The 24,159-nt window shown below is 43.2% G+C and carries 23 protein-coding genes and 1 pseudogene; 4 read left to right on the top strand and 20 right to left on the bottom strand.

Annotation, left to right across the window (positions count from 1 at the left end; genetic code table 11):
- Positions 1-29 precede the first annotated feature (29 nt).
- The 3 genes from NBH03_RS02090 to NBH03_RS02080 form a co-directional block, all read right to left on the bottom strand.
- Positions 30-1,610, bottom strand: a complete 1,581-nt coding sequence (locus NBH03_RS02090; RefSeq protein ID WP_015514569.1) for a DEAD/DEAH box helicase — start codon at positions 1,608-1,610, stop codon at positions 30-32.
- 235 nt (positions 1,611-1,845) lie between these two features.
- On the bottom strand, positions 1,846-3,189 hold the full coding sequence (locus NBH03_RS02085; protein WP_015514570.1) for a butyryl-CoA:acetate CoA-transferase: 1,344 nt from the start codon (positions 3,187-3,189) through the stop codon (positions 1,846-1,848).
- A 259-nt stretch (positions 3,190-3,448) separates the two neighbouring features.
- Positions 3,449-3,862: a putative ABC transporter permease gene (locus NBH03_RS02080; RefSeq protein ID WP_117527435.1), complete on the bottom strand. Its 414-nt coding sequence runs from the start codon at positions 3,860-3,862 to the stop codon at positions 3,449-3,451.
- Positions 3,863-4,149: 287 nt separating this feature from the next.
- Here NBH03_RS02080 and NBH03_RS02075 point away from each other — a divergent pair, with 287 nt between their 5' ends.
- Both NBH03_RS02075 and rlmD read left to right on the top strand, forming a co-directional pair.
- Entirely contained in the window at positions 4,150-5,058 is a 909-nt protein-coding gene (locus NBH03_RS02075) for a radical SAM protein (protein ID WP_250796599.1), read from the top strand.
- A 5-nt stretch (positions 5,059-5,063) separates the two neighbouring features.
- Positions 5,064-6,326: a 23S rRNA (uracil(1939)-C(5))-methyltransferase RlmD gene (rlmD, locus tag NBH03_RS02070; protein WP_250796593.1), complete on the top strand. Its 1,263-nt coding sequence runs from the start codon at positions 5,064-5,066 to the stop codon at positions 6,324-6,326.
- 93 nt (positions 6,327-6,419) lie between these two features.
- On the opposite strand, the gene NBH03_RS02065 is transcribed toward rlmD, so the two are convergent.
- From NBH03_RS02065 to NBH03_RS02025, 9 genes and pseudogenes are all read right to left on the bottom strand, one after another.
- Entirely contained in the window at positions 6,420-8,339 is a 1,920-nt protein-coding gene (locus NBH03_RS02065) for a peptidylprolyl isomerase (RefSeq protein WP_250796588.1), read from the bottom strand.
- A gap of 39 nt (positions 8,340-8,378) precedes the next feature.
- Positions 8,379-8,663, bottom strand: a complete 285-nt coding sequence (locus NBH03_RS02060) for a barstar family protein (protein ID WP_250796582.1) — start codon at positions 8,661-8,663, stop codon at positions 8,379-8,381.
- A 43-nt stretch (positions 8,664-8,706) separates the two neighbouring features.
- Positions 8,707-9,441 (bottom strand): DnaJ domain-containing protein, encoded by a 735-nt coding sequence (locus tag NBH03_RS02055; RefSeq protein ID WP_250796581.1) that lies wholly within the window; start codon positions 9,439-9,441, stop codon positions 8,707-8,709.
- Positions 9,438-10,277, bottom strand: a complete 840-nt coding sequence (locus NBH03_RS02050) for a DUF5685 family protein (protein WP_250796580.1) — start codon at positions 10,275-10,277, stop codon at positions 9,438-9,440. The genes NBH03_RS02055 and NBH03_RS02050 overlap by 4 nt, the downstream gene beginning before the upstream one ends.
- Before the next feature lie 185 nt (positions 10,278-10,462).
- Complete coding sequence (locus tag NBH03_RS02045) at positions 10,463-10,834, bottom strand: thioesterase family protein (protein ID WP_015514577.1); 372 nt, start codon at positions 10,832-10,834, stop codon at positions 10,463-10,465.
- A 210-nt stretch (positions 10,835-11,044) separates the two neighbouring features.
- A pseudogene (rpoZ, locus tag NBH03_RS16075) lies at positions 11,045-11,296 on the bottom strand (DNA-directed RNA polymerase subunit omega); the annotation flags it as partial.
- 3 nt (positions 11,297-11,299) lie between these two features.
- Complete coding sequence (gmk, locus tag NBH03_RS02035) at positions 11,300-11,941, bottom strand: guanylate kinase (RefSeq protein WP_015514579.1); 642 nt, start codon at positions 11,939-11,941, stop codon at positions 11,300-11,302.
- On the bottom strand, positions 11,934-12,221 hold the full coding sequence (locus tag NBH03_RS02030) for a DUF370 domain-containing protein (protein WP_015514580.1): 288 nt from the start codon (positions 12,219-12,221) through the stop codon (positions 11,934-11,936). The genes gmk and NBH03_RS02030 overlap by 8 nt, the downstream gene beginning before the upstream one ends.
- Positions 12,222-12,235: 14 nt before the next feature.
- Positions 12,236-13,114: a YicC/YloC family endoribonuclease gene (locus NBH03_RS02025; protein ID WP_015514581.1), complete on the bottom strand. Its 879-nt coding sequence runs from the start codon at positions 13,112-13,114 to the stop codon at positions 12,236-12,238.
- Positions 13,115-13,333: 219 nt separating this feature from the next.
- Between NBH03_RS02025 and NBH03_RS02020 the strand changes: the two genes are divergently transcribed.
- A complete protein-coding gene (locus tag NBH03_RS02020; protein WP_250796578.1) occupies positions 13,334-15,082 on the top strand; it encodes an Rqc2 family fibronectin-binding protein in 1,749 nt (582 codons plus the stop codon).
- Between the two features lie 226 nt (positions 15,083-15,308).
- Here the strand turns inward: NBH03_RS02020 and glmM are convergent, their stop codons facing one another.
- The 4 genes from glmM to NBH03_RS02000 all read right to left on the bottom strand — a co-directional run bounded on the left by glmM (position 15,309) and on the right by NBH03_RS02000 (position 19,325).
- The gene (glmM, locus tag NBH03_RS02015) at positions 15,309-16,667 is read right to left on the bottom strand and encodes a phosphoglucosamine mutase (protein WP_227081963.1); all 1,359 of its coding nucleotides are present in this window, start codon (positions 16,665-16,667) and stop codon (positions 15,309-15,311) included.
- Between the two features lie 290 nt (positions 16,668-16,957).
- A complete protein-coding gene (gene aroE / locus NBH03_RS02010) occupies positions 16,958-17,827 on the bottom strand; it encodes a shikimate dehydrogenase (RefSeq protein WP_250796576.1) in 870 nt (289 codons plus the stop codon).
- Positions 17,828-18,196: 369 nt separating this feature from the next.
- Entirely contained in the window at positions 18,197-18,760 is a 564-nt protein-coding gene (efp, locus tag NBH03_RS02005) for an elongation factor P (RefSeq protein WP_015514585.1), read from the bottom strand.
- Positions 18,761-18,824: 64 nt separating this feature from the next.
- The gene (locus NBH03_RS02000) at positions 18,825-19,325 is read right to left on the bottom strand and encodes a YqeG family HAD IIIA-type phosphatase (protein WP_250796574.1); all 501 of its coding nucleotides are present in this window, start codon (positions 19,323-19,325) and stop codon (positions 18,825-18,827) included.
- A 97-nt stretch (positions 19,326-19,422) separates the two neighbouring features.
- On the opposite strand from NBH03_RS02000, the gene sigK reads away from it, so the two are divergent.
- Positions 19,423-20,043 carry an RNA polymerase sporulation sigma factor SigK gene (gene sigK / locus NBH03_RS01995; RefSeq protein ID WP_015514587.1) on the top strand — a complete coding sequence of 207 codons (621 nt, stop codon included), beginning with the start codon at positions 19,423-19,425 and terminating at the stop codon, positions 20,041-20,043.
- Here sigK and NBH03_RS01990 read toward each other — a convergent pair.
- From NBH03_RS01990 to NBH03_RS01975, 4 genes are all read right to left on the bottom strand, one after another.
- Positions 20,040-21,275, bottom strand: coding sequence for a peptidase U32 family protein (locus tag NBH03_RS01990; protein ID WP_250796569.1), 1,236 nt, complete (start codon positions 21,273-21,275; stop codon positions 20,040-20,042). The two genes, sigK and NBH03_RS01990, sit on opposite strands and share 4 nt — an antisense overlap.
- Before the next feature lie 15 nt (positions 21,276-21,290).
- Positions 21,291-21,938, bottom strand: a complete 648-nt coding sequence (locus NBH03_RS01985; protein ID WP_015514589.1) for an O-methyltransferase — start codon at positions 21,936-21,938, stop codon at positions 21,291-21,293.
- A 141-nt stretch (positions 21,939-22,079) separates the two neighbouring features.
- On the bottom strand, positions 22,080-22,463 hold the full coding sequence (locus NBH03_RS01980) for an endolytic transglycosylase MltG (protein ID WP_015514590.1): 384 nt from the start codon (positions 22,461-22,463) through the stop codon (positions 22,080-22,082).
- 19 nt (positions 22,464-22,482) lie between these two features.
- Complete coding sequence (locus tag NBH03_RS01975; protein ID WP_242991749.1) at positions 22,483-24,156, bottom strand: ribonuclease J; 1,674 nt, start codon at positions 24,154-24,156, stop codon at positions 22,483-22,485.
- Positions 24,157-24,159 lie beyond the last annotated feature (3 nt).

Here is a 24,159-nt window from a genome sequence, read left to right as displayed (position 1 = left end):
TCACCACTTTCACATGAAGCAATTGTCATTTACTTTCTGTTGGCAGGTTCAATATTAATATTGCGGCCTTTGATACGAGCATGGGACATCGCGTTCAGTACGTCTCTTGCATATTCCTTCGGAACTTCTACAAATGTATACTTGTCATACATATCAATGGTACCGATCAGGCTGCCGGCAATACCAGTTTCACCGGCAATCGCACCAAGAATATCCCCCGGTCTTGCCTTCTGATTCTTACCTATATTGATAAAGAGACGTACCATACCGTCTTCAGCACCTGTATCACCAAAATCATCCACTTCTACGCTCTTATCTTCATCACCAAGTGCCATTCGTAGAAATGCTGCTGCCAGATCAAGTGTTGTATAATCTTCTTTCTCAAGCTTCTCCTCAATCATGCGGATATATGGCTTGAGATTGTCCTCGTCGATCATTCCTGCCACCTTCTCAAAGATCTTGTCCGCTTTGACATTGGCAACATCATTCAAGGAAGGAACCTGTTTTGCAATAATCTTCGTACGACAATAACGCTGGATATCTTTCAGCTTATAAAACTCACGGCCGGTGATAAATGTGAAGGCTTTGCCATTCTTGCCGGCACGGCCTGTTCTTCCGATTCGATGCACATAATATTCATCATCCTGCGGCAGATCATAGTTGAAAACAGCATCCACATCATCAACATCAATACCTCTGGCTGCCACATCTGTTGCAACAAGAATCTCTGTACGGCCGTTGCGGAAACCATTCATAACACGGTCGCGCTGCTGCTGTTTCATATCACCGTGAAGTCCTTCTGCAAAATAACCTCTGCCCTTTAAACCTTCCACCAATTCATCAACCTGTCTCTTTGTATTACAGAATACAACAGAAAGGGCTGGATTGTAAATATCTAAAAGTCTTGAAAGGACTTCTTCCTTATTCTTCGGACGCACTTCATAATAATACTGCTCAATATTGGCAACCGTCAGTTCCCTCTTTACAACCTTGACAATCTTGGCATTCTTCTGGTAGGTTCTTGCAATCTCCATGATCGGCTGCGGCATTGTTGCTGAGAAAAGCAGTGTCTGGCGCTCTTCAGGTGTCTGTGAAAGGATTGTCTCAATATCTTCGCGGAATCCCATATTCAGCATTTCATCTGCTTCATCAAGAACAACAATCTTCAGATCATCCAACTTAATCGTATGGCGTCTCATATGGTCCATGACACGTCCCGGCGTACCGATCAGCACCTGAACACCTGTCTTCAGAGAGCGGATCTGCTTCACAATATCCTGTCCGCCATAAATCGGCAGTACCTTAATACCATGCATAAACTTCGCCAGTTTACGGATCTCATCTGCTGACTGAATGGCCAACTCTCTTGTCGGGCAAAGGACAATTGCCTGCACATGCTTATTCTTCGGGTCCACCTTCTGAAGCATCGGAATACCGAAGGATGCCGTCTTACCTGTACCTGTCTGTGCCTGTCCGATAATATCCTGTCCTGTCATAACTTCCGGAATCGCCTTGGCCTGAATCGGTGTGGCCTCTTCAAAGCCCATCTCTGTCACAGCTCTTAAAATTCTCTCATCTACACCTAAATCTTCAAATCTTACTGGTTCCATTTTCAAACCTCCTGTATATGCACAAAAAAATAGCTTCAGAACCTTCTCAGATAGCACTACATGCTGTCATCGTTCTCAAGCATCTCTTTTGCAAAAATATCTATAAAACAATGCGTTACATTAAAACTATATCAATGATAGCAGAACAGAGATTATTTGTCAAATAAATTTTAAAGGCTGCAGGGAATCTTCTGGTATCCTACAGCCTTTATTGAAAAATGAGGTATTTATTGAACTAGCGAATCTTGTTGGTACGTCTCCAGATATGCATCTTCTCAGCTTCTGCAATCAGTTCATCTCTAAACTGCGGATGTGCAATACTGATCAGTGCTTCTGCTCTCTCCCATGTGGAAAGACCTTTCAGATTAACCTTGCCGTATTCTGTAACAACGTAATGTGTATTGGCACGGGTATCTGTAACAATAGAACCATTATGTAATGTCGGAAGAATTCGTGACTGAAGTTCTCCGTTTTTATTCATAAATGTAGAAGACAGGCAGATAAAGCTCTTACCACCTCTGGACTGATAAGCACCCATAACAAAATCTAACTGACCGCCGGCACCGCTGATCTGCTTTGTACCTGAGCTTTCTGAGCTGACCTGACCAAACAAGTCAATATCAACGGCATTATTAATAGAAATAAAATTGTCCAGTGCAGCTACAGACTGAATACAGTTCGTGTAATCTACAGGTGCAGACATACATTCCGGATTATTGTTCACATAATCATACAGCTTCTTTGTACCTGCTGCAAAAGCATATACCTGTCTGCCTCTGTCAATATTCTTGCGAGAACCATTGATCTTACCTGCCATAGCTATGTCCACAAATGCGTCCACATACATCTCTGTATGAACGCCCAGATCACGAAGATCGGATTCTGCGATCATGGAACCTACTGCATTCGGCATACCACCGATACCAAGCTGGAGACAAGCACCATTTGGAATTTCTTCAACAATAAGTTTCGCAACGGCCTCATCAACCGCTGTTGCCTTGCTTGCACCCATCTCTGCAATCGGAGGATTGTCACCTTCTACAATATGTGTTACCTGAGAAATATGTATACCTTCATTGAAACCGCCCAGACATCTCGGCATGTTCTGGTTAACCTCTACAACGATAATCTGTGCTCGCTTACACATGCTGGCCATATGAGAAGCACTTGGTCCGAAGTTAAAGAAACCATGCTCATCCATTGGTGCCACCTGGAACATCGCCACATGGATCGGTTCGACATTCTCTGCATAATAACGCGGCAGTTCAGAATAACGAATAGGTGCATAAAAGGCAAATCCCTCATTCACTGCCTTACGTTCGATTCCGGACATATGCCAGGAATTCCAGCAAAAATGATCTGCCGGGTTCTCAATATCAAAAATAGCTGGACGCCATAATGCGATTCCGCCACGAATCTTCACATCTTCCAGTTCCGGCATTCTCTCTGCCAATGCCTTATCCAAAGCAACCGGATGTCCTGTACACCAGCCATAATCTACCCAATCACCACTTGTAACATCCTTGACAGCTTCCTTCGCTGTACACAGCTTTGACGCATAAAGCTTTTTGTAATCCATATTGTTTCCTCCTTCTACAAATATTCTCCCTTTTACTTGTTGAACCAATCAAGATATTTTTTTAACAATATCCAGTATAGCACGATTTTATGAAAAGGTCAATAAATTCGCCGTATCAAAAGCTAAACATGCCGTGTGCATGCTAATTATCCGCATATGAACTATTTAAGACAGGTTTTATCTCTCACCATACCACTTATTTTTCATAAAATTTATCAATAATCGACTATATTATGATAATTTAATAACAATATATCGGCTATAAGCGATAAGATGGTTTTTCTTCTCCATAGAGCCAATATCTAAGATAATCATCCGCCACAATAGCTGCCGCACTTAACACAAACCAAACCGCCGCATAGGGCAGACAGATTTGTCCATAAAGATTAAAGGGTATCCGACTGTAATCCCATATATCCAGTTTCAGCCACAGATTTAAAATTACCCCTGCACAAAATTCAAGAAAAGTGATCATCAACATCGACAGAAACATTTGCTGCAGCAGCGTATATCTCCCCCTCTGCTTCTCATTGAGGCGTCCGCATAAAATAAAACAGATACCGCCGAGAATAAACATACTCCAATGAGAAAATCCCCGGGTAAACATTTCAATACCATAATAAATACTGCCCCCGAATACAAATAGGAACAGGAACTTACACAAAGCTATCATTTTTCTATCCTTTCCGCTGTCTTTACAGACAGACGCCAACTCCTTTATAGTAGTATAGACTTTCAAACAGCTTTTTAGTCCTTTTGTCCAATGAATATATCATATATATCCTTTTCAAAATATCAGATACCTCACTTGTCTGCGGATCAGGCCGGTTATTTGCGAAACGATGTACTAGTATTTTCTGACGGAGTGTGCTACAATTTCATAGGTATTTAAATGAAAACATTTTTATAAATTATACACTGCGCGTATCTGCGCAGCACTTGAACAATGGAGCGTGATTTATGTCACTATTAGATTTATATACATCCTGTCAGCTCTGTCCCAGGAACTGCAAAGCTGACAGACAACACGGACAAACCGGATTCTGCCATATGCCGGCCGATCTCAAGGTTGCCCGGGCCGCACTTCATATGTGGGAAGAACCCTGTATTTCAGGTAAAGCCGGTTCAGGCGCAGTCTTTTTCTCCGGATGCAGTGTGGGCTGTGTCTTCTGTCAGAATCATGCCATTGCTGCCGGCCAGAGCGGCAAGAGGATTTCTATAGAGAGACTGGCCGATATTTTTCTGGAACTGCAAACAAAAGGTGCCAACAATATCAACCTTGTCACACCGGAACACTATGCCCCATCCATTGCACTGGCCCTTGCTATGGCCAAGTCAAAGGGACTGCATCTGCCGATCATCTGCAACTGCAGCGGCTATTCTTCTCTGACTGCTCTGCGTATTCTTTCTGATCATGTCGATGTCTGGTTGCCGGATTTTAAGTATTATAGTCCTGAATTATCCAAAAAATATTCCCATGCACCGGACTATTTTACAGTAGCCTGTCAGGCGCTTCAATTCATGTATGAACAGGCTGGTGATCCCGTCTTTGACGACAACGGTATCATTCAAAAGGGCATCATCGTCCGGCATCTGACACTGCCCGGCTGCATGGAGGATTCCAGAAAAGTCATTCACTATCTCCACGAAATCTACGGGGACAAGATTTATATCAGTATCATGAACCAATTTACTCCGGTTTCTAAACTGCTTTCAGATTATCCGGAACTCAATCATACAATTTCCGCTTCCGATTATGATGCTTTGGTTGACTACGCCATTGACATCGGTGTTGAAAACGGTTTTATCCAGGAAGGTGAAACTGCCAAAGAAAGTTTCATTCCGCCATTTGACAACGAAGGAGTTTAATATTTATGTACAACAAGAAAAAAGCAACTGATAAGCCGGTTGGAAAATCATCCGGTTTAAACCATTCATCTTCAGGCAAGGCCTCTGAAAAACATAATTTCCCGAAACAGAACGATTCAAAAAAGGCATCTGATGTCTGTCCTGTCCACAAAAAGTGCGGCGGCTGCCAGTACCAGGGCATGGCTTACAAAAAACAGTTATCTCTGAAACAACGACAGGCCAACGTGCTTCTGGGCAAGTTCGGAACGGTGCTTCCGATCATCGGTATGAAAGACCCGCTTCATTACCGCAACAAAGTACATGCTGTTTTTACATTTGAAAAAGGCAAAGCCATCGCCGGTACTTATCAGGAAGGCACCCACAAAGTTGTCCCTGTGGAAAGCTGCCTGATTGATGATGAAAAATCCGATGCGATTATCCAGACAATCCGCGAACTTCTGAGATCTTTCAAGATTAAAACTTACAACGAGGATTCAGGCTACGGACTCCTCAGACACGTATTAATTCGCCGTGGTTTTACAAGCGGTGAGATCATGGTTGTGCTGGTTGCATCCTCTCCTGTTTTCCCTTCTAAGAATAATTTTGTCAAAGCCCTCAGAAAAGAACATCCGGAGATTACAACTGTGATTCTCAATGTCAATGACCAGAATACCAGCATAGTTCTGGGCGAACGCAATATTACTCTTTACGGCAAAGGCTACATTGTTGATACATTATGCGGCCATACATTTGCCATTTCACCATCTGCCTTCTATCAGGTAAATCCGGTTCAAACAGAGATTCTTTACCAGACAGCCATGGATTATGCCGGACTGACAGGTAAAGAAACCGTTGTAGATGCCTACTGCGGTATCGGAACCATCGGCATCATCGCCGCTGACAAAGCCAAATCCGTTATTGGTGTTGAATTAAATCCAGCCTCTGTGAAAGACGCCAGAAACAATGCCCGTCACAACAATATCGGAAACATTACCTTCTATCAGAATGATGCTGAACGCTTCTTAAACGAAATGCAGGAACAGAATGCCAAGGCAGATGTGATCTTCATGGACCCTCCGAGAGCCGGTTCCACACAATCTTTCATGGCCTCTGCCATCTCCCTGAATCCGGACCGCATTGTTTATATTTCCTGTAATCCGGAAACGCTGGCAAGGGATCTGGAATTTTTAAAGAAACATCAGTATACCGCTGAGAAAATTCAGCCGGTTGATATGTTCCCATTCACAACCCATATGGAAACTGTATGCCTCTTAACCCGCAGAAAATAAGGAGTTTTCACTTCTTTTCTTGCCAACGGACAACAATTTGTCCACGAAAAAATCCCCAAGGAATGAATATATCCTTGGGGATTTTTTCGTCTATTATTTTGCTGTTGTTTCAGCAGTTTCTGTTGTCGTTTCAGCGACAGTTTCTGTTTCGGAAGCTGCTGTCTCTGCTGCACTCTCTGTAGCTGCTGCTGTATCTGTCTCAGAAGCTGTCTCTGTTGCAGCCTCTGTCTCATGCAGATATGCAACGTGATGTCTGCTATCTTTCACTTCAATATCTGCTGTCAGATCAGACATATAATCATTCAGCTTGTTGGATGTGATGGTATCTTTGATGTTCACATACCATTCTTCTTTATTATCTCCTACAAAGTAAATGATATGACAGCCATAATCGGATTCTACAATACCTGTATCACCAGGCTTACGGGAAGCATCGAAAATCCAGTCATTGAAGTTTGTAACCATCTGACCTTTTTTGACTGCTTCATACAGACCACCATTTGTGTTAGAGCCGGAATCATCACTGTATGTGTTTGCCAACTCTGCAAAGCTGTCCTCTGTTGCATCACCGTTCTTCCAGTCATCCAGAATCTGCTCAGCTTTAATCTTTGCTGCTGCTTTTGCATCTTCCTTAGCCTGTTCCTGTGCCTCTGCAGATTCAGTCTCTGCTGTTTCTGTTTCACCAGCTGCAGTTGTTTCTGTCTCGTCAGTCTCTGCCGCATCAGAAGATGAAGTATCTGCACTGATCAGAATCTGTCGAACATCAACGGTCTTTATATGATCAAGGTATCTGTCTTTGAAGTAAACAACATAATATGCATTATTGGCAGTATCTTCGATCACAGTTGTATCTCCTGCCTGACGATCCGCATCAAATAACCAGTTAGCAACATCTGTAGGGCTGATAGAGGATTTCTTCTTGCCTGTATTCAGAGAATCAACGGTTGTATCAGATGCATACTTATCATAAACTTTCTCGAAAGAAGCTTCATCCTTGATCTTGGAAAGCATCTCATCAGCTTTTGCTTTGGCAGCTGCCATTGCTGCTTCCTTCGCTTCTTCTTCGGCCTTGGCTGCGGCTTCGCTTTCTTCCGCACTCATTGTCTCAGATTCTGTCTCTGTCTGAGTTTCTGTCACTGCAGTTTCAGAAGTGCTCTCTGCGGCTGTTTCAGAAATGCTTTCAGCAGCTGTTTCTGTCTGAGCCTCTGTCTCAGTCTCAGTCTCTTCTTCCGGCATATCTGCTTCAATCTTGCAGACTCTGTAATCTACAGAATCATAATCGTCCTTGTTCTCATCATAGTAAGTATTGATCTCGTCATCTGTGACTTCGATATCGTCCTTGACATCATTGTAATAAGCAGATGCAAGACCGCTCATCTCTACATATGGTTTGATACCTTCAAGTGTTGCATCACTGCCAAATACAGACTTGCAATATTCATCTTCACTGACTCCCTGCTGCTGGGCATAGGATTTAATGGAAGTGACCATATCGTCATAATCAGAAGATGCATCATACTCAAAACCTTTTTCGTTGGCTTCATCTGTCAGTGCGTAAACATTCTTCAGCTGATTGACTGCCTGCTGCTGGAAATAATCATCCCATGTCATTGTGTCTGAATACTGCTGCTGATCCAGCGGTTTGGATGTATCCAGACCAAAGTAAGACAGATAACTGCCATATGTGGAAGCAAATGAATTCAGACTGCTGTAATAATAATAGTCAAATTCAGCTTTCTGAATTTCATGATCGCCAACTGTAATATATGGGCCATGCTTTTCCTGATAATTATCATAGAACTTCCAGGCAGCAATACATACACAAATGATCACTGCGAGAATACAACCTGTTTTGATGATTGCCTTCTCCTTCTTTGCCTTTTTCTCTTCCTCCTGACGACGCTGCATCTTCAGGTCATACTTTGTCATTTTCTTCTCCGACTTTGTGTTGTCTGCCGGACTATTGGATTTGTTGTTCTTTTCAGACATATCAACTGCCGCGATGCCCACCATTCTGGCAGGTCCCGCGTCGCTCCTTCCTACTATTAATTTCTAATATTCTTCATAGCTTACTTCTGTCCAGGCCAACGACAAATTGTCATTGTCACTGGCGGCATCTTCAAATACCCACATAAGTCTGGAGCCATAAGAAGTATTCTCCATACATTCACGATTAATGATCGTGACATGTGTCTCTTCCGTTATATCTGTCAATGCATCATAAAAGCCTTCCAGATCATTGCCATAATATTCCGGAAAATCAAACACATCAAATAGGTATTCTTGTGCTGAGGATTCTGACGCCATAAGCTTTCCATTTAATGTAATCTCTTTCATCGTCCTAGTCTCCATCTCATTCCGCCATATGGAATGCAGTGCTTTAATGGTAATAGAATACGCCCGGTCCACAGCATCCGGCACCTGGACATAAACAGCCGCATGCCGCATTCAGACATAAAATCTTGCAGCACCAGTCTGATACATTGATAGTCGGCATCCCGTATGATTGTCCCATATCCTGATACCACTGTCCACCGGATTCCAGCTGACTGAGCAGCTGCCGATACTGCATGTTATTCGGATCCAATTCCACTGCTTTTCTGGCATGCTCCTTGGCATTGATATTGCTTCCCATTCTTGCATTGGCAAGGGCACTCAGATAATACCACTGTGCATTCCTGTTGGAAATACTGTCAAGTACATGCAGAGCTTCCGTATAACTTCCGGCATTGATATAATTGGCCGCCGCACGGAATTTCAGAGAATCCTCATCCTGATACTGGTTCTGCTGATTCTGCTGCTGGCTGCCATAACCACTGCCATAGCCGCCAAATCCACCGAAACTGCCCCAAAAATCCTGGCCGCCAGCTGAATTACCATAGCCATAGCCGCCATAACCTGCACTGCTCTGCCCTGAAGTACCATGCTCACGCTCATTAATAATCTGATTGTAAGCAGCCTGCACTTCTTTGAACTTTGCCTCAGCCGCCTCTTTATTCGGATTATTAATATTGGCATCAGGATGATACTTCCTGCTCAGTCTTCGATATGCTTTTTTTATTTCATCATTGCTGGCATCTCTGCTTACGCCAAGTACCTGATAGGGATCTGTCATTCGTTCTCTCCTGCCTTATTTCTTTTATTATATACTGAGGCAAACTTTGCCCATACACCGGAATAAAGAATATTCCGAAGTATACCTGCATCCTGCACAATCGGCAGACGCTCAAATGCCCTGCAGCATTCTGCCATCTGCATCATCAGCATGTTCTGACATTCACTGTCAAAGTTCTCGTGATCTTTTATTGTCATGAAAGGATTATAGTTCCCGGACACGGCATCCTTCTCTATATCCTCATAAGCATCCATCAGATAAATAAATTTGCCGAGGAAAAAACCCATCTGTCTGAGATCTGATGCCCAGGCATCCTCCCGGCAGACAAAAATCTCTGCCAACATCTTACCCGTTAGGCAGGCCGCCTCCTCTACATTGTCAGAACAACTTTTCTCGCATACAGAAAGCGCCTTCATATAATCAACGACTGCCTGATGCTGACGCGGATACTTCTCTCTGATGCTGCGATATGTCTTTGACAACAGCTGTGCAGCTGCATAACGGGAAAGCTTTCTGTCATCCTGCCAATCATCCAGCAAATTGTGATAGGCCAGCAATATATTCATATCCGCACAGTAAGAAGAAAAATCATTCCACCGCTCTGTATGATTTTTCATCGGATGGACCAGACATCTTCCCGTCTTCTCATGCATTTCATGTTCATAAACACCATTCAGAAGGATAACAAGAAATGTCATATCATATGTCAGCGTCAACTGACCGGCACGTCCGTGAAGGCCGTGAAGTGCATGACATAAACCGCAGTAATAAGCATCGTATGCCGCTGATTCCTTAACTTTTAATTCCGCCCTGTTGACTGTAATATATCCAAACATCTGATTCCTTTCAAATTCACTGTTAAAGCATTGTCCGCAAGCGCATACATCTATATTAATTCCAAACAATTCAAATAACAATTAAATGAATATGATAATTTTATAAAACTCTGAGAAACAAATCATGCAGGTATAAATGCAGGCACACCAGACCTGCCGGTGTGCCCGTGTCAAATGATCATTGATTATGCCAGTCTTGCCATAAATGCTTCGTTGTTGATGATTGCACGTTTGTGCGTACCTGTGCCGATCAGACCCTTCTCGTCATAAACATTCACTTCAAATACAAGCTTCTTGCCGTTGACTTCCTTTAAAAGGCTTTCGCATCTGACTTTCATGCCAATCGGTGTTGCCGCAATATGCTTGATATCAACGGATACACCAACTGTGCCTTCGCCTTCTGCCAGTTCAGACTGAACGCTTTCTGCACATGTGCCTTCCATTAATGCAATCATACTAGGCGTTGCATAAACAGGTAATAAACCGCTGCCCACCTTGCTGGCTGTTACATCTTCTGTTACAACAATACTCTTCTCATTCTTAATTCCTGCTTCCATTGATAAAGCCTCCTTATGATGTCGTATTCTTCAGAACTATTCGTAATCGTCCTCTTCACTGCTCATATCTTCGTCAGACTCGGATTCTTTTTCCTCAGAATCTTCATCAGAATCTTCATCAGAATCTTCCTTCATCTCATCCTCAAAAATGTCTTCATCATCGACGTCAAGGGCAATATCATAAACATCACCGCCAATGCTTGGCTTATCGTCTTCATCATCCGCATCCTCGCCGCTTGAAAGGATCTTAACATCTCCGTCCATAAGTTCTTCAACTGCAACGGAAAGTGGCTTTTTGTTCTTATAATCCGGAACTGCAGATTCTGCACCTGCAATAATCTGCCTTGCACGCTTGGCAGCTGCAATAACGATAGAATATCTGCTGCTGACGATTGGCTGCTCGCCCTCTTTGACTTCGCTGTTAACAGCGTCCATTAATTCTGTATAAGATGGATGTAACATGTATCATTCTCCTTTTCTATATGGCTGCAGATCTCTCTGCAATTCTTGAATCTTCGCACCGTTAAACTGTGTTCTCTGATGTTCTGTTTCAATCAGACGGTTCACTGCATCCACACAGTGCTCCACCTCATCATTGATCACAATGTAATCATACTGATCAACATGCGCTGCTTCAGCACATGCCTGGGCAAGCCGTGATGCGATCACGTCATCACTCTCAGTCTTACGATTGCGAAGTCTTCTTTCAAGTTCTTCAATTGTCGGTGGTGTCAGAAAAATCAGAATTGCCTCCGGCACCGCTTTCTTTACTGCAAACGCGCCTTGCTGCTCAATCTCAAGAATCACATCATAACCGGCAGCCAGATTCTCTTCTACATACTGACGAGGTGTCCCGTAAGAATGTTCGACATACTGCGCATATTCCAGAAATGCATCGTTCTCAATCATCTGCTGAAATTCTTCATCACTCTTGAAAAAATAATGCACACCATGCTCTTCACCATTTCTCGGACTGCGTGTCGTTGCAGAAATGGACAGTTTATATCTCTCAGGGTACTTCTCAAGAAGTCTGCCGACAACCGTTCCCTTACCGGCACCTGAAAAACCAGAGATAATCGTCAAAATACCTCTCTTCTGATCACTCATCTTCCTCATCCTTTTCTATATCTGTTAATTGTTCCTGAATATCCCGTCCCTGATACCGTCCGGCAATTGTCTCCGGCTGCAAAGCGGATAAGACAACATGATCATCTGTCATAATGATCACGGCACGGGTTCTTCGTCCCTGCGTTGCATCAATTGCTCTGCCTTCATCCTTGGCATTCTGAACAATCCGCTTGCTGGGCGCTGAATCAGGACTGATAATGGCCACAATCTTGGCCGCATTCACCATATTGCCAAAACCGATATTGATCAATCTGCTCATCGCATACTCTCCGATTATTCAATATTCTGAATCTGTTCTCTGACCTTCTCAATATCTGTCTTCAGATCAATGGCTGTATTGGAAATCAACAGGTCATTGGCCTTTGACAGAATGGTATTGGCCTCTCTGTTCATCTCCTGAGCAATGAAGTCCAGCTTGCGGCCGACGCTTCCGCCATTCACAAGTGTTGTCCTCGTTGCCTCAATATGACTCTTCAAACGAACAATCTCCTCATCTACGCAAAGCTTATCCGCATAAATCGTTGTCTCCATGGCAATTCTGCCTTCATCGATATTCGTGTCACCAAGTAAATCTCTGACCTTATCCTCAAGACGTGCCCTGTAGTCCGCAATGATCTGAGGCGAACGTTCTTCAATATAAGCCACATACGCCAACATGCCGTCCAGCTTGGCGATCAGATCATTCTTCAGCTGTTCGCCTTCCCGGCTTCTTGTCTCTACAAGACCCTCACAGGCCTTTGTAATCGCCGGCTCAAGGAAATGCCATAATTCATCTTCATCAACGGTCTGTTCTTCTACTGTCAGAACCTCCGGATATCGTGAAAGTGCAGAAGTCCGCACATCATTCTCTATGCTAAAATCTTCAGACATCTGGCGAAGGGCATCCATATATTCCGCTGCCAGTTCCCTGTTGTACTTCAGACAGCTTCTGTTCTCTGTATAGTCTTCATAGGTAATAAAAATATCCACTTTACCTCTCTGAATATACTTCTTCAACAGACTGCGGATGGCTGACTCGAAAAAGCTCAGCTTCTTCGGCATCTTGATCGTGATATCACAATATCTGTGATTCACAGACTTCATCTCTACAATGACCTTTCTGTCTTTATCGGCGATCTCGCACCGCCCAAAACCAGTCATACTCTTTAACATCTGGTTCACCTGCTCTCATGGTATTGCATATGCCATCCTCTTCTGCCTTCGATTCGGATGGATATATATGGACATATACACTTTATTATAAAACACAAAAAAATACAAGTCAACACCAAAAGCATACTCGAACAATACTTTCTGCAAAAGTTCCTTGCCCCTCTCTCTTTATATATGGTATGATATTATCTGAATTGAAAAGAAAGGAAGTACATCAATATGGCTTTAGATGGACTTGTTATATCTAATATCGTATATGAACTCTCGGAGACACTGACGGGAGGACGTATTAATAAAATTTATCAGCCGGAACCGGATGCTCTGATTCTCGGCATTAAGAATAATCGTACCAATTACAAACTGTTGATTTCTGCCAGTGCCTCTCTGCCACTGATTTATCTGACAGATGATACGCCGGCCAATCCGGCTGTAGCGCCGAACTTCTGCATGCTGCTGCGCAAACACATCAACGGCGGCAAGATTCTTTCCATTACCCAACCCGGACTGGAACGTATCCTGCATTTTCATATTGAACATCTCAACGAAATGGGGGATGTCTGTGAAAAGATACTCATTGTAGAATTGATGGGCAAACACAGCAATATTATTTTCTGCCAGCCGGATATGACCATTATCGACAGTATCAAACATATTTCTGCCAATGTCAGCTCCATCCGTGAAGTGCTTCCAGGCAGACAGTATTTTATCGCTGAAACCCAGCACAAACTGAATCCTCTGGAAGTGGATGAGACATCCTTTATCGGTAAAGTTCTTGCCCAGCCTCTTCCTGTCGGCAAAGCGATTTACACAATGATTACCGGCATCAGTCCGTTGATTGCCGAAGAACTCTGTTTCCGGGCTTCCATTGATTCCGGTGCCAGCACCAAAGCTTTATCAGAAATGGAACAGCTACATCTTTACCGAACCTTTGAGAAATTAAAAGAAGATATCATTGAGCATCGCTATCAGCCGAATATTGTTTCCGATGAGGGCACACCGACAGAGTTTTCTTCTACTCAGCTGACCTGTTACGGAGAATTACAGGAGGAGGATTTCGACAGTATTTCCGAAGTTCTGAGATATTATTACGCCGCCCGCAATGCGGCTACAAGAATCCGCCAGCGATCCTCCGACCTTCGACGCATTGTAACAACAGCCCTTGAGAGATGCCGTAAGAAATATGCCCTTCAGGAGAAACAATTAAAGGACACTGAGAAGAAGGATAAATACCGTATTTACGGCGAAATGTTAAACACCTACGGCTACAGTCTGGAACCCGGTGCCAAAAGTCTTAAATGTATCAACTATTATACGAATGAAGAAATCCAGGTACCTCTGGACTCCCAGTTAAGCGCCCATGAAAACTCCGTCAAATATTTTGACCGCTATGCCAAGTTAAAACGTACATGGGAAGCCCTGTCCGTCCAGATTCAGGAAACAAAAGACGAACTGGAACATCTGGATTCCATTAGCACTGCCCTTGATATCGCCGTCTCAGAAGATGATTTGATTCAGCTCAAGGAAGAACTGATTCAATTTGGCTATATCAAACGCCATTATTCCGGCAAAAAGGGCAACAAAAAAGTCCGCATTAACAGCAAGCCATTCCACTATATCTCATCAGATGGCTTCCATATGTATGTGGGCAAGAATAACTTCCAGAACGAAGAATTGACCTTCAAATTCGCCACAGGCAACGACTGGTGGTTCCATGCCAAAGGCATCCCGGGCTCCCACGTTATTGTCAAGAGCGAAGGACAGGAGTTGCCGGACCGCACCTTCGAAGAAGCCGGCCGACTGGCCGCTTACTACTCCAAAGGCCGTGACGCGGAAAAAGTCGAAATCGACTACATCCAGAAAAAACAGGTCAAAAAAACACCCGGCGGAAAACCAGGCTTCGTCATCTACCATACAAACTATTCATTACTGATAGATCCGGATATCCGAAACATTCAGCAGGTGAAATAAACTGGCCTCGGACGTTGGACTTCCAACAAACTTTTAATTAAATATAAAAAATCTGACTCGAAAACAAGCACCCCATTTCCTTATTCAAAAGCAAGTGCTTCCAGCATGGCCGGTACTTAGGCATTGTCTTTTAATGCCTTATGTACCGCTGCCAATGCTGGGCAACGCGAGTGTGCTTGCTTTGAATAAGGAAATGGGGTGCTATTTCGAGTTAGACTTTCACCTTTTACTGGGCTACGGCGTGGCCTTTCTGATAAATCACATCTACGACTTCTGAAACATATTTCTCACATGTTGCATCATCCGGTGCTTCTACCATAACACGGATAACCGGTTCTGTGCCGCTTTCGCGGACGAGGATACGGCCTTCACTGCCAAGTTTATCTGCAACAGCATCAACAGCGGCCATGACATCTTTGTCTTCTCTTGCTGTCTTCTTATCTCTGACGCGGACATTCTTCAGAAGCTGTGGATAAATGGTCACAGGTTCTGCCAACTTACCAAGAGACTGTTTCTCTTCCAGCATAACTTCCATGACTTTAATAGCTGTCAGAATACCATCACCGGTTGAAGCATATTTGCTGAAAATGATGTGACCGGACTGCTCTCCGCCGATACGATGACCATTCTGCTGCATATTCTCATAGACATATTTATCACCAACGTTTGTCTTCTCATAGTTAATGCCGACTTTATCAAAGGCTTTGTAAAGGCCAAAGTTAGACATGACAGTTGTAACAACCGTATTATTTGTCAGCTTGCCGTGTTCCTTCATATATCGGCCGCATACATAAAGAATCAGGTCACCATCGATAACTTTGCCATTCTCATCCACAGCTATGCATCTATCTGCATCGCCGTCAAAAGCAAATCCTACGTCCAGCTGTTTCTCTTTGACAAAATCCTGCAGCACATGGATATGTGTGGAGCCGCAGTCTGTATTAATATTGAAACCATCCGGATGGTTATTGATCACATACGTCTTGGCACCAAGCGCATCGAATACACTCTTAGCAATCATCCAGGCACTGCCGTTAGAACAGTCAAGACCGACACGCATGCCTTTATAAGAACGTGTTGCCAGAGAAATCAGATAGCCAATATAACGATTCCTTCCCGCGGAATAATCTACCGTACAGCCAATCTTATCACCATAAGCTAACGGTACTTCACCGGACTCTCCGTCAAGATAAGCCTCAATCTCAGCAATGACGTCTTCTGTCATCTTCTCGCCACGATCATTGATCAGTTTGATTCCATTGTCATAATATGGATTATGACTGGCAGAAATCATAATACCACAGTCAAAATCTTCTTCCGTACGCACCACATAAGCCACACTTGGTGTTGTAGTAACATGCAGAAGATAAACATCTGCCCCTGATGCAGTCAAACCTGCAACCAAAGCATATTCAAACATGTAACTGCTTCTTCTTGTATCCTTACCGATGACAACCTTGCAGGATTTGTCCCTTGCTGCGCCGTAATACCATCCGATGAAGCGACCCACTTTAAAAGCATGCTCAACTGTCAGTTGTTTATTGGCTTCACCTCTGAAACCATCTGTACCAAAATATTTACCCATTATATAGATCTCCTTATTTTCACAATATCGTAACTGTTCAGAGCCAAGCAAAATTTCAAAAAACAAGTATAAAATGCTTGCATTTTTAAGACTGTTTTTGAAATTATATTTTACGGATACGCCACACCGACGAAATGCATAGCATTTTGGAGGTTAGCTCTGAACAGTTACACAATATCTATACCTGTCCAAAACAATGACATAAATTCGAACACATACATATTTATTATAACGCGTTCTGATAATTATTGCAAACAGTTACGATGATTCAATTGAATATTGCTAATAGACTATCTTGTAAAATATTTTTCTTTAATGATATTCACCGGCATATCCTGTCCTGTCCAGATTTTGAAAGCCGCAGCTCCCTGATACAGCAGCATATACAGACCATTAAATGTCGGGCAGCCCTTTTCAGATGCCAGTTTCAAAAGCTTCGTCTGCTCCGGATTGTAAATAACATCCGATACAATCAGTTCCTTTCTGAAAACATCTGTATTCTTAATGAGGCAGGCATCTGTATTCGGTGCCATACCAACGGAAGTACCGTTTGTCAGAATATCACTGGTCTCAATACTGTCATACAGCGCGCTTTCATCAGACAGGTCGTGCAGTGTGACCTTACAGGAAGTCCTGGCTGTGATATTGGCTGTCAGCTTCTCAAGACGGCCATAGAATTGGTCTTTAATATTGAACACACGGATTTCTTTCAATCCGTCTAAAGCTGCCTGCACACAGATAGCTGTAGCAGCACCGCCACCGCCAAGAAGTGTCATAGTCTTGCCTGTCAGATCATAACCGGCATCTCTGGCTGCTTCCATATAGCCGATGCCATCCGTTGTGTGGCCTGTCAATACGCCATTGTCATTCACAACTGTATTCACTGCACCAATCAATTCTGCCGCCGGAGACAGCTTATCACAATATGTACACATCAGATTCTTATCAGGCATGGTCAGATTGAAGCCACGGACACCGAGCACTTTCAGGCCTTCTACTGCTGTCTTTAAGTTATCTGTTCCTACATCAAAAGCCAGATACGCATAATCCAGTCCCAACTGTCTGAAGGATTCATTATGCATCATCGGTGAAATACTATGGGCTACAGGGCTTCCAAGAAGTCCTGTTAATACGGTATGTCCTGTAATTCTATCTTTCATTCTATTCTACCTCCAATATCAGACCTGATTCATATGCCGTCTTCGAATAATATCGTTTCTACGATACCATTCATTATCGCTGCAATACGCACCATACGGAGCATTTCATAATTTCCCAGGAAACAATTTCCAATGAAATTATAAAAGGGAGCATGCCAAAACCCGACCATGTCAGGCCAATGGCGATACTCCCTGTCTGTATTCCTACATAAATTCTTCCAACAACGAGATGAAACACGCTCCGCGAGTCTCACTTGTTATCGCGATATGTCTGCACTCCGTTTCGGACATTGCAGAACAAGCGCCACTGGCGCTTAGCAACGTCAAAGCCACATGCAAGCATGGGCTTTGACTCATTATTCGCGTAAATTAAACTCTCTTCAGATATTCGCCTGTTCTTGTATCAATCTGAATCTTGTCACCGATTTCAACGAACAGCGGAACGTTAATCTGAGCACCTGTTTCAACAGTACATGGCTTTGTAGCACCTGTAGAAGTGTTGCCTTTGAAACCTGGCTCTGTCTCTGTAACTTCAAGTTCAACAAAAAGAGGTGGTTCAAGGTCAAAGATCTTGCCTTTGTAAGACATAATCTTAACTGTCATCTCTTCTTTGACAAACTTCATTCTATCTTCAACTTCTTCATGAGGCATAGCGAACTGATCGAATGTCTCCTGATCCATAAAGTTGTAAGCTTCACCATCGTCATACAGATACTGTACTTCTTTTCTCTCGATGTAGGCTGTTTCAAACTTCGCTGTAGGGTTGAAAGATTCCTCTCTGATACCACCGTTCATAATTCTCTTATATTTTGTTCTTACAAACGCAGCGCCCTTACCTGGCTTAACATGCTGAAACTCGATAACCTGACATACATCATTATCATATTCAAATGTCACGCCATTTCTAAAATCACCTGCAGTAATTGTAGCCATTTATAAAATCCTCCTTAAAATACTCAATTAAATATAGTATATAAAATTATAGCACTTTTTTCAACTATTTTTTCATTGTTTTCTTATAAAAATAAAGAATAATCCATTCCAATCGTCGTTTTAATACAATCTGTATCTCTTCTTTTGGGTTGATCGGCTTCACAAGGATGTTGCGGATACCCACTCTTTTGGCTCCCCAGACATCCGTAAATAACTGATCACCAATGAAAACCGTCGTTTTTTTGTTAGTGCCGATCTTCCTCATTGCCTGCTCATAACCATTTTTTCCGGGTTTACCGGCCTTAAAAATATAGGAGACACCTATCTTTTCATTGAACATCTTCACTCGAGGCTCTTTGTTGTTTGACAATAAGCAACAGGAAAATCCAATCTCCCTCAGCCGCTTAAAAAGAGCAATGGCCCGCTCATCAGCCGGAGCGCCATGGGGTACCAATGTATTGTCAATATCAAAGATCAGTCCTCGATAACCCTCTTTGTAAAGTTTTTCATAATCAATGACATAGGCTGAGTCCAGCCATTCATCAGGATAAAATTGTTGTACCATGATCAAATCCTCTGTTTTTGCTGTTTGCTTTTTGGAAAAGCACTATTTTTCTCTCTGCGCATAAAATAAATAGAAAGCCGGCTAAAGGAGCATTGCCATGCAGTCATTCCCACAGCCCCTCTCTGCTGCGCAGGAAACCGTTTATCTCAGACAGTATCAAAATGGCGATATGCACGCACGGGATATTCTCATCGAAAGGAATCTCCGTCTTGTGGCTCATATTGTCAAAAAATATATGAACTCCGGCAAAGAAACAGATGAAATGATCTCTGTCGGCATCGTCGGTCTCGTCAAAGCAGTGAATACCTATAACTTTGAAAAAGGCAGCCGGCTGGCAACCTATGCTGCCCGGTGTATCGACAATGAACTGCTCATGCTCATGCGCGGCGATCGAAAACTTTCCCGGGAGGTCTCCCTTTATGATCCCATCGGCACAGACAAAGAAGGCAACGAAATCACGCTTCTCAGTATTCTTGAGCATGAGGATGAAGATATCATCGACCAGCTGGATAAAAAACAGTCTCTCCGAAAGCTGTCAAAAATTCTTTCCAAAGTTCTGACGCCGCGGGAATATTTTGTCGTTATCCGTCGTTATGGTCTTTACGGCCATCATGAAACAACCCAGCGTGAGCTAGCCGAGCAGCTGAATATTTCCCGGAGTTATGTTTCCCGCATCGAGAAAAAAGCACTTGAAAAGCTCCGCCTTCAGCTGAACTAATTGTCTGATTTTTCAGCTCTTCGAAGCAGATCCTGATCACTCAGTTCAATACCAAGATCCACATAGATTTTCTGTTTTGGATGCGGGCAGCTTTCCATATCGCTGCCTTCTTCATCACAGATACGCAGTACTTTGACGGGCAGATCCCTGCCATCAGGCTTCATGACTTCAATCGTTTCGCCAACAGAGAATTTATTTCTCTGTTCAAGTCCGTACATTCCCTGACTGTTTTGTCCATTGATAATGCCAAGATAAGTATATTCCTTAACATAAGTATTGCTGTCATAAATCTGGGTCTCATGAGTCGGTTTGCCAAAGAAGAAGCCTGTCGTAAACTGTCTGTAAGTGCATTTGGCAATCTGTTCACGATAGTAAGGCAAGTTCTGTCTGTAAAGGTTCTCATCCTTCAGATAATCATCAATAGCTTTTCGATAGGTACGCGCCACAACAGCCACATAAAGTGCCGTCTTCATACGGCCTTCAATCTTAAAGCTGTCAATACCTGCTGCGATTAGTTCCGGAATATGCTCGATCATGCACAGATCCTTTGAATTGAAAATATAAGTGCCTCTTTCATTCTCATACACCGGCAGATATTCCCCAGGTCTGGACTCTTCCATGACCGCATATTTCCATCTGCATGGATGGGTACATGCGCCCTGATTGGCATCTCTTCCAGTGAAATAATTGCTGAGCAGGCATCTGCCGGAATAAGAGATACACATTGCGCCATGAACAAAGGTTTCAATCTCCAGATCATTCGGGATATGCTTTCTGATATCAGCAATCTCCTCCATTGACAATTCTCTGGCTGTTACAACCCTTCTTGCTCCCTGTCGGTACCAGAAATTGTACGTGCCGTAATTCGTATTATTGGCCTGGGTACTGATATGCACATCAATCTCAGGTATAATCTCTCTCGCAATATCAAACACACCCGGATCAGAAATAATCAATGCATCCGGCTGAATCACTTTTAATTCCTTAAAATATTCTCTGACACCCTCCAGATCCTGGTTATGTGCCAGAATGTTCGATGTCACATAGACCCTAACCCCATGCGCATGGGCAAAGTCAATACCTTCTTTCATATCTTCGAGAGAAAAATTCTTGGATTTTGCTCTCAGGCTGAAAACTTCGCCGCCGATATACACGGCATCCGCCCCAAAGATCACGGCCGTCTTTAATACTTCAAGACTGCTGGCCGGTACTAATAACTCAGGTATTCTCATTGTCAATTTTCTCCTCTATTCTGTCAGTTTCGTGCTGATGGTCACCCCATCACCAACGGTTAATACAGCTGTTTCAAATTCTTTCATATGTTTTAACTGCCACAGATAATCCCGCATTCTGCTGTAAATAGTACGATTCCGTCTTGTCACCGCAAAGCGGGATTCTATAATATCACCATCCTGAAGAACATTATCTGAAACAAGCAGACCGCCCTTCTTCAATAGTCTCAACACCTCCGGAAGAAAATGGATATACTGTCCCTTGGCCGCATCCATAAAAATAAAATCATATCCCGGTTCCAGACCGGCCATCACTTCCAGTGCATCCCCTTCGATCAATGTAATGCAGTCCTCTTTGCCGGCACGTCGGATATTCTCCCTGGCAATCGGAATTCTTTTCTCATATTTCTCAACAGTTGTTATGGTTGCTCCCGGCTCAAGACATTCGCTCATCAAAATGGCCGAATAGGCAACGGCCGTTCCGATTTCAAGTATTCTCTGTGGTTTATTCATCTTCAGCAACACCTTCAACAGACTCCCTGTCTCCTGACGGATGATCGGCACTCTGTCAGCCCTTGCCTCACGGCCAATTGCTTCGATGATTTCTGATTCCCTGCTGTCTAAAGAATGCAGATATGATGTCAGTCTGTCATTAACTATCATACTTTTCTCCTTCATTCTGTCTCGCTACATACCCAAATCATCAGCCGCTGCCGTTTTGCTCAGGCAGAGGCTGCATATACACGCAATGCAAAAAGCTGTTGCAGAACCGAAAAAACTTTCGATTCTGCCACAGCCCCCGACTTATTCTGTTGACGTTTCTGCAGTACCTGATCCTGCCATCACTGCAAGCATCTGATCCATCGTCATCGATGGACTCAGCTCATAATTGCCAGGCTTCAGCATGCCTTTATACTGAGACAGTCCAACATGTATAATAAATGCATATTTATACTTAATAAGCCCTTTCTTATCAAGAATGGCCGCAATTTCATTTGTACTGGCGCCATCACTGATCTGAACAGGTACAATCTCCTCAGAAGCTTCAGCAACCGGTCTGTCACCAAAAACTTCATATGCAAAGTCATAGGACCAGGTGATCACACGAATTGCCAAAAGAATCACCAAAATATAAATGATAACATTTAATGCAACACCAAAAGTACCTACGAATAATTTCTTTATCATAACGTTCTCCACAGCATCCTTATACTTCCATGATAATCGGAAGGATCATTGGATTTCTCTTTGTCTGTTTCCAGAGGAAGTCTCCCAGTGAATCTCTGATCACATTCTTAATCTTACTCCAGTCAGAAATATTGTGATTGAGGCAATCATCCAGTGCATCACTGACAACTCTTCTTGCATCTTCCATCAATGATTCAGATTCTCTCACATACACAAAACCTCTTGAAACAATGTCCGGTCCGGCCAACAGCTGGTTGCTATATTTCTCAAGTGTCAGCACAACAATCAGCAGACCATTCTGGGACAACATCTGTCTGTCTCTTAATACAATATTGCCTACATCACCAACACCAAGACCATCCACCATCACACAGCCATGCGGTACCTGACCGGTGATCTCTGCTTTTTCCTGTCCGATTGTGAGTATATCTCCGGACTGCATCAGCATAATATGGTCTTTCTGTACACCCATAGTCTCAGCCAGTTTCGCACCGGCTTTCAGATGTTTATATTCACCATGAACCGGAATTGCATACTTCGGCTTTGTCAAAGCATAGATCAGCTTAATCTCTTCCTGGCAGGCATGACCGGAAACATGTGTATCCTGGAAAATAACCTCTGCACCCTTGCGGTAAAGTTCATTGATAACATTCGTGACCGCCTTCTCATTGCCCGGAATCGGGTTGGAACTGAATACAATGGTATCCCCCGGTTTAATGGAAACTTTGCGATGTGTATTTGCTGCCATTCTTGACAAAGCAGCCATCGTCTCACCCTGACTTCCTGTTGTAATCAGGACAAGCTTATCATCTGGATAGTTGCGCATTGTGTCAATATCAATCAATGTATTGTCCGGAATCTTGATATAGCCAAGTTCTGATGCAATTGTAATGATATTCACCATACTGCGGCCCTCAACGATAACCTTACGACCATGTTCATAGGCTGCATTGATAATCTGCTGTACACGGTCCACATTGGATGCGAAAGTTGCAATAATGATACGGCTTTTCTTGTGGTCGTCAAAAATGCGACTGATCGTCTTGCCCACAGTTCTCTCAGACTGGGTAAAACCCGGGCGCTCTGCATTCGTACTTTCACAGAGAAGTGCCAGTACACCTTTCTTTCCAAGTTCTGCGAAACGAATCAGGTCGATCATCTCACCAAATACCGGTGTATAATCAATCTTAAAATCACCGGTATGCACAATAATACCGGCCGGTGTATAAATAGCCAGTGCCGCAGCATCTGCGATACTGTGATTTGTCTTGATAAATTCGATTCTAAAACAGCCGAGATTAATGGACTGTCCATGTCTGACAACCTTTCTCTTTGTTGTCTTCATCATATTATGTTCTTTTAACTTGTGTTCGATAATACCCATTGTCAGCTTTGTCGCATAAACAGGTGCATTCACACTCTGAAGAACATAAGGCAATGCGCCGATATGATCTTCATGACCATGAGTAATGACAAAGCCCTTTACTTTTTCTATATTATCTTTCAGATAAGTCACATCCGGGATCACAAGGTCGACACCCAACATATCCTCATCCGGAAAGGATAATCCACAGTCAATAACGATAATACTGTCTTCATACTCAATACAGGTAATATTCATACCTATATGTTCAAGTCCCCCTAAAGGGATAATTTTGATTTTTTCATTTGATACGCCTTTATTTGCTTTCAAAAA

Origin of the sequence: Coprococcus intestinalis, from assembly GCF_023656595.1 — a bacterium.
Lineage (GTDB): Bacteria > Bacillota > Clostridia > Lachnospirales > Lachnospiraceae > Coprococcus_A > Coprococcus_A intestinihominis.
Note: the sequence above shows the minus strand (reverse complement) of the source record. Positions and strands in the feature narration are given on the sequence as shown.

Coding starts and splice junctions, on each gene's coding strand:
- NBH03_RS02090 (WP_015514569.1), bottom strand. CDS start 1,610: ATGGAACCAGTAAGATTTGAAGATTTAGGTGTAGATGAGAGAATTTTA.
- NBH03_RS02085 (WP_015514570.1), bottom strand. CDS start 3,189: ATGGATTACAAAAAGCTTTATGCGTCAAAGCTGTGTACAGCGAAGGAA.
- NBH03_RS02080 (WP_117527435.1), bottom strand. CDS start 3,862: ATGATAGCTTTGTGTAAGTTCCTGTTCCTATTTGTATTCGGGGGCAGT.
- NBH03_RS02075 (WP_250796599.1), top strand. CDS start 4,150: ATGTCACTATTAGATTTATATACATCCTGTCAGCTCTGTCCCAGGAAC.
- rlmD (WP_250796593.1), top strand. CDS start 5,064: ATGTACAACAAGAAAAAAGCAACTGATAAGCCGGTTGGAAAATCATCC.
- NBH03_RS02065 (WP_250796588.1), bottom strand. CDS start 8,339: ATGGTGGGCATCGCGGCAGTTGATATGTCTGAAAAGAACAACAAATCC.
- NBH03_RS02060 (WP_250796582.1), bottom strand. CDS start 8,663: ATGAAAGAGATTACATTAAATGGAAAGCTTATGGCGTCAGAATCCTCA.
- NBH03_RS02055 (WP_250796581.1), bottom strand. CDS start 9,441: ATGACAGATCCCTATCAGGTACTTGGCGTAAGCAGAGATGCCAGCAAT.
- NBH03_RS02050 (WP_250796580.1), bottom strand. CDS start 10,277: ATGTTTGGATATATTACAGTCAACAGGGCGGAATTAAAAGTTAAGGAA.
- NBH03_RS02045 (WP_015514577.1), bottom strand. CDS start 10,834: ATGGAAGCAGGAATTAAGAATGAGAAGAGTATTGTTGTAACAGAAGAT.
- gmk (WP_015514579.1), bottom strand. CDS start 11,941: ATGAGTGATCAGAAGAGAGGTATTTTGACGATTATCTCTGGTTTTTCA.
- NBH03_RS02030 (WP_015514580.1), bottom strand. CDS start 12,221: ATGAGCAGATTGATCAATATCGGTTTTGGCAATATGGTGAATGCGGCC.
- NBH03_RS02025 (WP_015514581.1), bottom strand. CDS start 13,114: ATGTTAAAGAGTATGACTGGTTTTGGGCGGTGCGAGATCGCCGATAAA.
- NBH03_RS02020 (WP_250796578.1), top strand. CDS start 13,334: ATGGCTTTAGATGGACTTGTTATATCTAATATCGTATATGAACTCTCG.
- glmM (WP_227081963.1), bottom strand. CDS start 16,667: ATGGGTAAATATTTTGGTACAGATGGTTTCAGAGGTGAAGCCAATAAA.
- aroE (WP_250796576.1), bottom strand. CDS start 17,827: ATGAAAGATAGAATTACAGGACATACCGTATTAACAGGACTTCTTGGA.
- efp (WP_015514585.1), bottom strand. CDS start 18,760: ATGGCTACAATTACTGCAGGTGATTTTAGAAATGGCGTGACATTTGAA.
- NBH03_RS02000 (WP_250796574.1), bottom strand. CDS start 19,325: ATGGTACAACAATTTTATCCTGATGAATGGCTGGACTCAGCCTATGTC.
- sigK (WP_015514587.1), top strand. CDS start 19,423: ATGCAGTCATTCCCACAGCCCCTCTCTGCTGCGCAGGAAACCGTTTAT.
- NBH03_RS01990 (WP_250796569.1), bottom strand. CDS start 21,275: ATGAGAATACCTGAGTTATTAGTACCGGCCAGCAGTCTTGAAGTATTA.
- NBH03_RS01985 (WP_015514589.1), bottom strand. CDS start 21,938: ATGATAGTTAATGACAGACTGACATCATATCTGCATTCTTTAGACAGC.
- NBH03_RS01980 (WP_015514590.1), bottom strand. CDS start 22,463: ATGATAAAGAAATTATTCGTAGGTACTTTTGGTGTTGCATTAAATGTT.